This window comes from Pseudoalteromonas sp. MMG022, assembly GCF_021654245.1.
Classification (GTDB): domain Bacteria; phylum Pseudomonadota; class Gammaproteobacteria; order Enterobacterales; family Alteromonadaceae; genus Pseudoalteromonas; species Pseudoalteromonas amylolytica.
On record NZ_JAKFZQ010000029.1, the window covers coordinates 32,525 to 44,393 of the forward strand.

Consider the following 11,869-nt stretch of genomic DNA (forward strand, 5'->3'; position numbering starts at 1 on the left):
CTTAAACAATGCGTTCGATCAAAGCTGCTTGTATTGCGGCTTGTAGAGTCTACAAAGTACAGCTAAATTCATTATGGGACTGACTGATACTCTGGAGATTAAGTATGTCACAGCAACACGGATTTTCGATTGGCATTGGTCGCATGAATGACGAATTTGTAATTCACATGAAGGCATTTGGTACGCTTACTCATGAAGACTATAAAACCATTACTCCGATGCTTGAAGGCGCCTTTCAACAGGTAAAGCACCCACACGTGAAAGTGTTGGCAGATATGACCCACCTAGAAGGGTGGGAATTGCACGCTGCGTGGGATGATTTTAAATTGGCACTAAAATATGGATCTCATTTTGAAAAGGTCGCTTTAATTGGCGCACAACCTTGGCAGGACGCGTTGGCTAAAATCGCAGGTTGGTTTATTGGTGCAAAAGTTGAGCAATTTAGTGAGTATTCACAGGCTAAAGCTTGGTTATTTGAAAATGAAAGAACTTAAAACGGCTTTTCACACTGTGTAATTGATTAAGGCGTAGCGTTATCTTCATTAAGTAGTTGGATATACGCAGCGCCTCTTAATGTGCTCAGCGCTTTTTAGCTAGTCTACCTTCGTACCTAAAAAAACCAAAAAATTCAACTAACTGTAAATATGGGGGCTTCATCTCATTGTGATTGTGGCAGGTCAGTAGTTTGCATAGGCTGATAATTGTACATGTTTCATAATTGGAGTGAGAATATGCCCAGCAGTAGACCTTTTTCATCCTTATATCGCACATTATTGCCGTTCAAGTTTCTGACATTAATTGTTTTTAGTGGCTTTAGCATGGCAAGTGACGCGCTATTTTCTAGCATCTTGCCTATGAAAGAGCGTGCTGCTGTGATTGATGAGTTGACCGCCAAGCGGGTCAGCACTTTGCTGCCAAAACTAATGAAGCAAACCAATCTGGATATGTGGGTTTTGATTAGCCGTGAATACAACGAAGACCCAGTTCTAAAAACCATGCTGCCAGCCACGTGGCTGTCAGCACGGCGCACCACAATTTTGGTTTTTGCTCTTGATAAGCAAGGGCAGGTCAATGCCTATGCAGTTGCCCCTTATAAAATTGGTAATGTATTCAAAAGTGCGTGGGATAAACATACGCAACCCGATCAGTGGCAGGCACTGGTGGACTTGATAGACAAGTACCAGCCTAAGCGTATCGGTGTGAATACCTCGAAGCACTGGGCTCACGCAGATGGCTTGGTGGTGAGCGACCAGAAAAAACTATTGGCCAAATTACCAGCTAAATATCAGCAGCGTCTAACCTCGGCCGAACGTTTGGCGGTTGGTTGGCTTGAGCAGCGCATCGATGAAGAAATCCCTTATTTTAAACAAGCCGTTGCCATTGCGCAGGCAATTATTGCGCAAGGCTTTTCTAACGAGGTGATTGAGCCTGGGCAAACCACCACCGATGATTTGGTTTGGTGGCTGCGCGAACGCGTTAGAGAATTAAAGCTACAGACTTGGTTTCACCCTAGCGTGTCGATTCAGCGCGCTGATAAACGTCAATTTGACCATGAGTCCAGTTTTACCAACGTGGATGGAGACAATGTCATTCAACCGGGCGACTTATTGCATGTTGATTTTGGTATTGTTTATCTGAGATTACACACTGATACACAGCAGCACGCTTATGTATTAAAAGCAGGCGAAACGTCACCACCTGAATATCTTCAAGCAGCGTTACACTCGGGCAATCAAGTTCAGGACGCGTTAGTTGAACAATTTAAGGCAGGAAGAACAGGTAACGAAGTACTGAAAATGGCACGCGAAGCAGCAATCGAAAGAGGGCTGAAACCAACCATATATACACATCCTCTTGGTCTGCATGGTCATGCGGCAGGCACCACAATTGGCATGTGGGATGCGCAACAAGTTAAGCCTGGTGACGGGGACTATCCGTTACACTTAAATACGGCCTACTCAATAGAATTGAGCAATGATGTTTATCTAGAAGCGTGGCAAAAGCAAATTCGCATCATGCTAGAAGAAGATGCATTTTTTAATGCTGATGGTGTCAAATATCTAAATGGCAGGCAAAAACAATTACATATCATAAAGGCGCGCTAAAGCGCCTTATTTGTAAGGAGATGTAATAGCAATTCAGACTTATTTGAACTACACATAAGTGGCTAATTGTAGCAACGGAGCTGAAAAGTAGGAGGGAATATGTCTAATTCAGGTCACACAGAGCAAAAAGTTTCAAAACGTTCACTTACGAGCACATGCACCCCAGAGCCCGCGTTAGGGCCACTGAGCCAGTTACCTGGCGTGTGGAAAAACTCGGGGCAGTTTCATGGGCATGGTTGGAACATGATCGCAGTACCTTTTCCATCGGGTAATCATGATTACCGTTTACTCAATAACCAATACAACGAAACACTCACTTTCCAACTGGTCGACAAAAATGTGCCTAATCGTGGCATGAGAGGCGATCAAGAAGTATTTACCGTGGATTATGTCCAAGCAATCGAGCAAATTGCAGCAGCTGATTTTCCAGAATCGGGTTTGGCGGGGGAGCCTGGGCTTGCTATCCACCATGAACCGGGTTTATGGCTGCACATGAAAGATCACACAACAGGGGACTTAGATATAGCCCGTCTGTCTAGCATTCCGCATGGCGATGCTGTGATGGCACTGGGAAAAAGCCAAAAAAACCATACCGGCTTCGACATTCCTAGCATTAGTGGGTTACCAATCGGCGTCAATCAGGACTTGGACAATCCATACCTGCATCCGTATTTGCACTTCCATGAGCATCTATTCCAAGGTGTGTTTGACCCAACAAAGCCCAACGAGTTGCTTAATCAAGCGATTTTACCTTTCTTCCAGCAAGACAAAGTAGCAAGTGTGACGCAGTTGAAAGTTGACTCAGCACTGGCCAGTGGCGGCGTGAACAACATTCCGTTTATCACCCGACAAGCAAATGCAACAGAAGTGAGTTCTATCTTTTGGATTTATGAGCTTAAAGAAAAGCATCCAAACGGTGAACCAAAAATGCTGCTGCAATACACACAAACGGTTTTGTTAGAATTTTTTGATAGCCCAATAGGCCCAGGTCTTATCAAATGGCCTCATGTGAGTATTAACACATTAGAAAAGCAACCAAGTAAATGATCCTAAATAGAGTTTATTGGTTATCAATTGTATGTTGATAGTGAATAAGCTCTATTTATGTTTGGTTGGATGATTTTCCTCAATGAACCGTTGAAAAAATACTGTTAGTCAATATGGCGCTTTAATTCAGTCGCTACAACATACAAATAATATGATTCAAGGATTAAACCATATCACGCTTGCAGTGAGCTGCCTGACACGTTCATTAGCATTTTATACGGATGTATTGGGGTTTAAGGCCCATGTTAAATGGCACGGCGGTGCTTACTTGTCTATTGGGGAACTTTGGCTGTGCCTGAGTTGTGATGAACCTTGCGCAAGGGACGATTACACTCATATTGCGTTTGCTGTGTCGCCTTCAGATTTTGAAAGTTTTAGTTGTCGCGTCTTATCTTCTGATGTAAAGCAATGGAAGCAAAATCAAAGTGATGGACACTCTCTCTATATCTTAGACCCTGACGGGCACAAGCTTGAATTGCATGTAGGTAATTTAGAAAGCCGCCTTCATACATTAAAGCAAAAGCCCTATGATGGCCTTACGTGGTTGTAATGAGAGAAATGGAATAAGTTTCATTTTGGCAAATATTTAACATCTCTAATTGGCGAGTAAACAATTTTGATTCTTGAATTAGTGCAAATGCACCATGATGGGTTTTAATTGGTGCCTTAATTTTTATCAGAGCTTTGTATAAAAATTAATAATGCTTTGCTTTTTTCGGTTTTACTTTGTTTTTTATATCGTGGTTTAGACTCTGAATATTAATAATATTTAAGTCTATAAAGGCATTTTATTTAAGGTTGGTGCGGTTTGAATTTTATTCACTTTATGATGTTTTCTTAATTTATTAGGCTGATTTTTAGTCAACAAAGGAGAAAACAATGAAAATAAAACTGAATAAAAAATCTATCAAAGACTTAAACACCAAAAAACAACTCAATGATCAACAAACTCAGCAGGTGGGTGGGGGGTATACTGCCCCTTGGATGTGCCAACATAGCTATCCAGTATGTTATACATCACCGGGTGTCTGTTGATCAGACATATAACCAAAAAGGCAGCCAACAGGCTGCCTCGTTTGCTTATCTTATTGCACTCGCTATTGCTGCTCAGTTTGCCCCATAGGTGAGAGCAACCTGCCTTTTTCATCTCTTGGTGGCTCTAGCGTGTTATATCTTTCCATCGCTTGTTCTGATAACTGTAACCCTACATCGTCATCATAAGATTCGCCACTGGTACTTTTCGTTGTTACGCCTTGGCGACTGATACTGCAATATCCTTTTCGTTCAAAATGCGCGTTGCCAAAGAACCAGAGGCTACCAAACGCGGAGTTTTCCACCCATTCATGCCAGTGGCCAGCACCGATTTCGGGGCGCGAGTCTTTGACTTGAGTAACTAATTCCCACTCCATGCCATCATGGCCGCGTTCGTTCCAGAAGTCACCATACATAAAGACCTGATCACCTTCTTTTTCGGCTACGCCATTCCAGTTGGGGTAAGTGTTTGAAACCCAACGATAGACTTCATGTGTACCACTCACACCCACAAAATAAAAGCATAGGCCTTGTGTGGCCCAGCGAGCATGAATAGAAGAACGGTCATCGTGGAATGTGATCATCCACTGATTACCTTCTTGAGTTAACGTTGGTTTGTAAAGTTGTGCTTGTACTGCTGTGCTCGATATTGCGCACGCAGCCAAGCAACATGCTAATAAGCGTTTCATTACGGCTCTTTCCTTATTCCGGTTAACGAATCTCCTTGACGGAGTCCTTTTCGGCGCCGTGTACTTGCCACTGTAAGGTGTTGTGCTCGAACAGAGGAGTTGTACACAAAGCGTCGCGCTAAGTATGGTCAAACAAACTTAAGTTGGTGGGATACAGAGAGTGTACTGTTCGAGGTAATCACGCAAAATGGCTTATTAAGTTTACTCTTTTGAGCGCCATAGACCGGCAAATCGATATCATCAGGTTAAGTAGAAATAATTGCTGCCACTTTAATTAGAGGCAGTCAGTTGAAAGTACAGAATTTTCATGAGTAGCCACTGAGCCTGTTAGACAAAGCATGGATCAGATAGCTAGATTTGATGAATTTTTTATCAAATTGTGGCAAAAAGTAGTAGGTGGTTTACCCAAACTGATAGGTAAACCATCGGTTACTTAGGCTTTGTTCTATTGGTATTGTTACAGTGATTCTACGCCATTCAACGATTCTACCTTAGACATCAGTTGGTTATTCTGGCTTGTGATCTCATGAAGGTAAATAGAGTCATTTGTTTTGGCCAGTTGCAGCGCTTGCTTTGAGGCTGATAACGCTTTAACAGGCTTGCTATCAAGATTGTAAGCCGTCGCTAAGCTATCCCATAAGATTTCCGATTGAGCAAAGTGTTTTACGCCTTGTTCTAAAATCTCAACACCCCAAGCGGTTTTTCCTTCGTAGGCCGCTTTGAGGCCATACACATTATATTGATGTGCTGATAACGGGAAGTTGTAACCGTACTCGCCGCTTATGTGTTGATAAAAAACCTGTAGTTGCTGCAGTGACATCACGTCAACCTCTGGTACTGCATTCCAATTATGAAATAGTGACTTGAGTGCTTGAGCATTGCCAATCAATGGCGTGCTGTCGTGGGTTTCTTCAGCAAAGCGTTGGCTAAACCAGTACAAATTTTTGACTGGCTTCTTCTTTAAGGCATCAAGCATGGCAACGTATGAGTCGTTCATTTCACCAGGTTCGTTGGCCATACTCAAAAACCAGCGCTTTGGCTGGGTAAGTTGCTCGGTTGACAAATAAGTATCCATCAGTGTTTTTTCATCCCACCAGAGACTGGGACTAATTGCGATGTGCGCGTTAAACTCACTCTCGTTTTGCAGTGCCAAATAGCTGGTGAATAGTCCGCCCATAGAATGTCCTGAGACCACATAATACGGCGCTATCCGATATTTAGATTTTAGGCTTGGGAGTAGTTCTTTGTGCAGGTATGCCTTAAATGCGCTAGCTTGGCCAGAGCGCCCTACAAATTCCTCATGCTCAGTTGGGGTGAAATATTGTAGACGTTTGTGGGTGCTTACGCCCACCACGACCATTTCTGGCAAAATTGCATAGGTGCTTAAAAACTGTGTACTTGCTGCAACGTGTGGAAACTGGGTCGCGCCATCGAGCACAATCAATAGTGGGTAACTAAATGAGCTGGAGTGGGTATAGGTATCGGGGAGTGAAACGCGCACGGTAGTGGTTTCATCAATGATTTTAGAGGTGATTGAAAAGCGCTCTACATTAGCTTGGCAAATGTTGGTAACAAACGCTAACAAAGCGATGAATGTTTTCATGTTCTTTCCTACATTGGGGTACTGCGAGTATTTCCACAGTCAAATCAAAGGGCTTGGCTATGAAAATAGCTAACTTGTCGCTATTTAAACTGCTCGAGCGGTACTAAGCGAGCCTCGCAAACTTCAATACGGTCCCATACTTTTTCACTCACATAGGGGTCTTGGGCCAGCCACTCATCAAGCGCGGCTCGGGTTGGAAACTGTAAATGAACGGATGAACCTATCATTTTTCCCTGATCATCTAACATGGCACCACCACTTAAAAAAATCCCCTGTTTGATCATGCGTTTGATGCCTTCAAGGTGGGCTTCTCTACAGGCTAAACGGCGGTTAAGTGCGTCGCTATCGGTGTGGTCATAGGCTGTGACGATGAATTGCATTGTGCTTCCTTATATAAATGCGAGACCAAAGTAAATGAGTTTAGAAATAATTGATTTAAAGTGTGTTTTCTAAAACAGGTAATAATGTATATCAAATGAAGAATGATTAAAAGCTGAGGCTATTTGGGTGTAGGGGCTGCGTTAAGGTGGGTGTAAAAAGGAGCACAATCGCTAGGGAGAGAAATGAAGCCCGCACATATGTGACAGGGCTTCTAAAAGCAATTGCTATGAGAGATTAGAATTTACCAGCAGGTGGCCAATTTGGGTTTTCAATTTCATCTTCACCTACCGCACTGCTAGCCTCTTGGGCAATAGAAAGTGGCACGTTTTCTTTTGGGATCACCACTTCTACCAAGAAGTTACTCTCTGGGTTACAGCGAATTTCTTCCATCACCGCCATTAACTCACCCATATGACTCACTTTTCTGCCAACTCCACCAAAAGCGTCGGTCAATTTAGAAATGTTCCAGCTAGGTAACTCGTTGTAAGCGTAAACATCGTCTAGTAGCTTGTCGTCATAATCAACTGGCGGCGTTCTAAATGGGTTGGGGTTTACTAAATACTGTTCTATACCGTAAATGCCATTAGCTATAACAAATACCACGGTGTTTTGCCCGTAGGCATGTTGGTCTGCCACGGCTTGGCAGGTCTCGTGAAAAGCACCGTCACCCACTACAACGATTGAGCGTTTATCGGGAAACGCACATTTTACGCCTGTACCTGCAGGTACAGAGTAGCCGATAGACAACCAAGCGGCTTGTGCTACAAAGCCATTTCGGCTTGGGATCTTAACCCCTTGTGCACCAATCAGGGGAAATCCCGCATCGACTACCATGACGTCATCTTCGCTGATCCACTGGCTCATAGCGTGAAAGAAATTGTCATAGCCCAGCGTACTATCACTGTTTGGCGCTAGGCTTGCGGTTTTCATTAATTGTTTGGTTAATCGAAGCCCAGCTAGTTTAGCGGGTTCGGCTTTGGCAAGCTCTGTGAACTTGTCAATCAGCGCATCAAGGTACTGATCCAGTTGAACAGATGGATAGAAGTTGGCACCAACAAACACACCGCCATGTGCAGCAAGTACGGTTTTATCACTGCGAATGTCTTCATTGCCGGTGTCTTTGCCGGTTGTCCACGCACCAATACCGATTAGGGCACCGTCTTCACCTACTAGATCGGCAATTTCTTCATTTTTAAGTGTTACACAGCCTTCAAACCATGGGTGAGTCTCTTCAATAACTGACTTGCTCAAGGCGGTGGTAACAAAGTGGATATGCTGATTTGGTAAGGTATGCGAGCGGTTAAGGATATCTAGCAGGGTCAAAAACTTATCCTGCAGGCCATACCGCTGCAGCTCAATACCCGCCCAAAAGATACTGTTTGGCTTACTTAACATTAGCTCAACCGTGGCTTGCGCTGCATTACTTGCTTCGCTCACCGTAATGGTTGCCTTTGCGCCAGAGCTAAGTTTGCCGGTAGGTTTAGCGCAAGGAGTACGCCAAACATCTTCGGCCACTTCAAAATAGATTGGCCGCTTTTGCGTCAGCATGGCGGTGATGGCTGAATCAATTTGATACGGTGCTTGTTGCGCATTGGTGATGCGCTCAGCCGCTACCGTGATGGGCTTGAACATATGAATATCCACAAAGTCATAGCCGGTAGTGTGAGAGTACAGCAGCCCTGCTTGTTTAGATATTTGATCTTCTTTATTGGTAGGCGCACCGTTGATCAAAATAACAGGAACCTGCTCTACAAATGAGCCCGCGATGGTGTTGAGCAAGCTAAATGCACCCACGCTATAGGTAACGTAAAGCGCACTGACCCCTTTTAATCTAGCATACGCATCGGCCGCAAAACCCGCACAAATCTCATTGGCGTTACCTGATATGTTAATGGGGGAGTTATCATCCGCCAGTATGGTATCAAGTAGGGCGGCGGTGTAATTGCCTGCAACGCCAAACATTTGCTCGACACCAATTTCTTCCAGACGTGCTTTTAGATAGTCAGCAACACAGTAGTCGTTGATTACATTGTTCATAATATTTCTCTGTGATTGTGTGTTGAGTAGGAGGTGTGTGCCACCTCCTACGAGCGCTCTTAAATCTTGTCGAAGTAAGTCAGGTTTACACCCAATACGCTGCGTTTATCGCAGGTATGATCAATCGGTGCATCACTGAGACTCAGTTGTGGGTCAATATACTCATGGATAAGTTTCGAGGCGTTTTCTTCGTATACAGCGGTGATTGCTATTGAAGGAGGAACGCCAGTTTGTTGCTCATACACTTCGCTAAGTGGTGCAAGGCCAAAACCTTTTTGTAGTACAAGGTCGGTTGAACGTAGCGCACCTTCAACCCAGCCCTGATAGTCAGAGAATGCTTCACCACAGGTAAATAGGTTAGGTAGTGGCTCGGTCAGTTCTTTCATTACTGCTCGGTCATCGGCACCCACGGCCCATTGATGCACACCATAGCCAAATTGCTGGCTCTGCGGTAAATCGAAATCCACACTACCTTCCCAAATGCGAGCGCTGGTAAGCACGGGCTCTGGCACATAGTGTGTGTCGAAGATTTTCTTGAAAAACGCGGTGGCTTGTTCAACCACAGCCACAGATGCTGGGTAAATGTCTGATGGTACGCTTTGCACGTAGCGATCTTGATTTGGATTGTGGAACAGCTCGCCCTTGTCTTGCAACGCGCTCCAAAAGTTTATATTCAAATAATCGCAATAGATGGTCAATGCCGCTGGACGCTCGTATTTCTCAGCGTTGATTTCATCCAGTTTAGCTTGGGTTTCTTTACTTGGGTTGGTACGACGTTCTTCGTACATCAATGCGGCTGCAAGGGTGTCATTGACTGCATAAAATGGATAGACAGACCCTGTTGGTAAATCCGCAAAGTTGGGGCCAAATTCAACCGAAGGACGACCTGTAATCCCTGTTGCCCACCAAGCCGTATCGTAATATAAATTGATTTTTAGCAAAGGCTGATTGGTGGCTGTTTGCAAGGTGTTCCAGATTTTCTGTGACTCTGGCTTTGGCAAGCGGTGAAATGCGTTCGAGCCAATAAATAAGCGCTCTAAAGCAAGCCTTGGTAGGCCTAAAATGACTTTTTCAGCTCGGATGTGACCGCGGTGCTCTTGGTCATGTTCATCGATATGGGTGTAGCGTAGAATATACTCTTTACACTCTTCGTCATAATCGATGGCTTCGATTTCGGTTTGTAGGTGAATGCGCTCAGTGCCGACTTTATCTACCAACGCATTGGGCAAAGTGCTAAAACCATCTTTGAAAGTACGGAATTTCGCATCCGCTGGAAAGTCTTCCAAGAGTTGATAAGCAACACCCGCGTTCATTTTTGATAAGAATGTACCGTTGAACCCCAGTGCGCGATACAACATGGTGATACACTCTTGAGAATAACCCATGTCAGAGTACAGATCCCAAAGCGTCCATTCATTTAAAGGTTTACCATTCCATTGACAGTCTAAGCGGAATTTCTGCCAAAATTCTGGCCCTTTCACTTTTGGGCGTTCGCTAAAGTGTGGGTTGACTTGTAGGATACGGTTGAACACGACATTCACAATCTCGGTTGGGTTCATGCCACGCTCGGCTGGGTCTAGATTGTAAAGAGCTGACCAAATCGCATATTCATCGTCTGCCGCTTCGCTGACCGAAAACCCTGCACCACGGAAATACAGGCGGTTATTGCCGCCGCTGTTCATTGGGAATGGCACAATCTGGTCTTGCAAATCTAGCTTTAAGAACAGCGCCATTAAATCGTCCATGCCATCGAATAGAAAGCGCATTCCGCCTTGTTCTTCTTTTACCGTGATAGTGCTTGGTTGATTTGGGCCTGACTTTTGGTTTTTGAAGTTGATAAGGTCTGAATCTAGGCGGCCACCGGTGCGATCTGAGCGCTCAAATATAGCAAAATCGTTGATGTTACTTTCATTTTCTAATCGCCAAGCGCTGTAAAGGCCTGACATACCAGCACCAACTATGGCGACTTTTACGTTTTTAGGTATCGATTTGTTCTTAATCTCACTGCCAAACTTGTAATGGGTCATGATAGTTCCTTGATAATGTTTGTGCGTCACAAATCAAGCAGGTAAGCGACAAAGCATTGGCAACAACAGATGCCTTCCTTGCATGATTAGCGATATAAATCGTTTTGCTTGTTAATGGATTTAAACTGAGCATGTATAGCACGCATGGTCCTTCACGCGACAACGTCAGTACATCAATCCTTGTAGACCTAAATAAATGTAGCAGGTATGTAAATAAATGTATGTTACAGCCGATTACAAATCGATTTTTTCCAATGAAAACGCGCTTTTTGGTTGATAAAAAAGAGGTTTCTTAGCAAGAAATTTTATGAGTGCTTAAGTGACAGAGGTAACAATAGGGCAAAGTCAGCCACTTTGTTACTCCCATTGATAGGGTATTAAAAGTCGATATTCGCGTATTTTTGGGGCAGAAAGAGTCATGGCCAAATCACAGGCAAAACGTCTCAGCACTCCAAACGAACATCAGGAAATCGATAGCGAAGGTATGCGGTTTGATAATATAAGCGAAGTGAGGTTAGTGGGTTGTCTAATTGGGTTTTGAGAAGGTTTTTTTAAAATGGGTGTCCGTGAAAAATTTTTCCCGTGATCTGTCACTCGCAGCTTGCCGAGCAAAATTAGAAAACTCTAGCTTACAGGTGTCTCGAATTATCTCGAATTAACGTGCGAATTAACGTGGACACCCACCCCAACTTGGAATGTTGAGGTGGTTTGTCTAAGCTTTAGTTTCTTCAAAATTAACGTGGACACCTAAATTAACGTGGACACCCACCCCAACTTGGAACACCTAAATTAACGTGGACACCCACCCCAACTTGGAATGTTGGGGTGGTTTGTCTAAGCTTTAGTTTCTTCAAAATTCAGATCAAATTCAAAGTTCAAGGAGTGAACGATGGGATTAGCAAGGAAGCGACAAATCAGTTTGTCGGATACGCGGTATTATCATTGTGT

10 protein-coding genes are annotated in these 11,869 nt (G+C 44.0%); 5 read left to right on the forward strand and 5 right to left on the reverse strand.

Annotated elements, in window-relative coordinates; all coding sequences use genetic code 11:
• Positions 1-104: 104 nt before the first annotated feature.
• The 5 genes from L1070_RS18915 (at position 105) to L1070_RS18935 (ending at position 4,187) form a co-directional block, all read left to right on the forward strand.
• Positions 105-494 (forward strand): STAS/SEC14 domain-containing protein, encoded by a 390-nt coding sequence (locus L1070_RS18915; RefSeq protein ID WP_237126717.1) that lies wholly within the window; start codon positions 105-107, stop codon positions 492-494.
• Positions 495-818: 324 nt separating this feature from the next.
• Positions 819-2,105, forward strand: coding sequence for a M24 family metallopeptidase (locus tag L1070_RS18920; RefSeq protein ID WP_237126727.1), 1,287 nt, complete (start codon positions 819-821; stop codon positions 2,103-2,105).
• A gap of 99 nt (positions 2,106-2,204) precedes the next feature.
• Positions 2,205-3,152: a heme-binding protein gene (locus tag L1070_RS18925; RefSeq protein ID WP_237126718.1), complete on the forward strand. Its 948-nt coding sequence runs from the start codon at positions 2,205-2,207 to the stop codon at positions 3,150-3,152.
• 151 nt (positions 3,153-3,303) lie between these two features.
• On the forward strand, positions 3,304-3,702 hold the full coding sequence (fos, locus tag L1070_RS18930; RefSeq protein WP_237126719.1) for a fosfomycin resistance glutathione transferase: 399 nt from the start codon (positions 3,304-3,306) through the stop codon (positions 3,700-3,702).
• 329 nt (positions 3,703-4,031) lie between these two features.
• Positions 4,032-4,187 (forward strand): hypothetical protein, encoded by a 156-nt coding sequence (locus L1070_RS18935; protein ID WP_237126720.1) that lies wholly within the window; start codon positions 4,032-4,034, stop codon positions 4,185-4,187.
• Positions 4,188-4,249: 62 nt separating this feature from the next.
• Here the strand turns inward: L1070_RS18935 and L1070_RS18940 are convergent, their stop codons facing one another.
• From L1070_RS18940 to L1070_RS18960, 5 genes are all read right to left on the reverse strand, one after another.
• The gene (locus L1070_RS18940; protein ID WP_237126721.1) at positions 4,250-4,873 is read right to left on the reverse strand and encodes a hypothetical protein; all 624 of its coding nucleotides are present in this window, start codon (positions 4,871-4,873) and stop codon (positions 4,250-4,252) included.
• A 457-nt stretch (positions 4,874-5,330) separates the two neighbouring features.
• Positions 5,331-6,476 carry an alpha/beta hydrolase-fold protein gene (locus L1070_RS18945; RefSeq protein ID WP_237126722.1) on the reverse strand — a complete coding sequence of 382 codons (1,146 nt, stop codon included), beginning with the start codon at positions 6,474-6,476 and terminating at the stop codon, positions 5,331-5,333.
• Positions 6,477-6,556: 80 nt separating this feature from the next.
• A complete protein-coding gene (locus L1070_RS18950) occupies positions 6,557-6,856 on the reverse strand; it encodes a YciI family protein (protein ID WP_237126723.1) in 300 nt (99 codons plus the stop codon).
• A 235-nt stretch (positions 6,857-7,091) separates the two neighbouring features.
• Positions 7,092-8,894, reverse strand: coding sequence for a thiamine pyrophosphate-binding protein (locus tag L1070_RS18955; RefSeq protein WP_237126724.1), 1,803 nt, complete (start codon positions 8,892-8,894; stop codon positions 7,092-7,094).
• A gap of 59 nt (positions 8,895-8,953) precedes the next feature.
• The gene (locus tag L1070_RS18960; RefSeq protein WP_237126725.1) at positions 8,954-10,921 is read right to left on the reverse strand and encodes an FAD-dependent L-amino acid oxidase; all 1,968 of its coding nucleotides are present in this window, start codon (positions 10,919-10,921) and stop codon (positions 8,954-8,956) included.
• Positions 10,922-11,869: the final 948 nt, after the last annotated feature.

Excerpts from the sequence above, each read along its gene's own strand:
- L1070_RS18915 (WP_237126717.1), top strand. The coding sequence starts at position 105 with ATGTCACAGCAACACGGATTTTCGATTGGCATTGGTCGCATGAATGAC.
- L1070_RS18920 (WP_237126727.1), top strand. The coding sequence starts at position 819 with ATGGCAAGTGACGCGCTATTTTCTAGCATCTTGCCTATGAAAGAGCGT.
- L1070_RS18925 (WP_237126718.1), top strand. The coding sequence starts at position 2,205 with ATGTCTAATTCAGGTCACACAGAGCAAAAAGTTTCAAAACGTTCACTT.
- fos (WP_237126719.1), top strand. The coding sequence starts at position 3,304 with ATGATTCAAGGATTAAACCATATCACGCTTGCAGTGAGCTGCCTGACA.
- L1070_RS18935 (WP_237126720.1), top strand. The coding sequence starts at position 4,032 with ATGAAAATAAAACTGAATAAAAAATCTATCAAAGACTTAAACACCAAA.
- L1070_RS18940 (WP_237126721.1), bottom strand. The coding sequence starts at position 4,873 with ATGAAACGCTTATTAGCATGTTGCTTGGCTGCGTGCGCAATATCGAGC.
- L1070_RS18945 (WP_237126722.1), bottom strand. The coding sequence starts at position 6,476 with ATGAAAACATTCATCGCTTTGTTAGCGTTTGTTACCAACATTTGCCAA.
- L1070_RS18950 (WP_237126723.1), bottom strand. The coding sequence starts at position 6,856 with ATGCAATTCATCGTCACAGCCTATGACCACACCGATAGCGACGCACTT.
- L1070_RS18955 (WP_237126724.1), bottom strand. The coding sequence starts at position 8,894 with ATGAACAATGTAATCAACGACTACTGTGTTGCTGACTATCTAAAAGCA.
- L1070_RS18960 (WP_237126725.1), bottom strand. The coding sequence starts at position 10,921 with ATGACCCATTACAAGTTTGGCAGTGAGATTAAGAACAAATCGATACCT.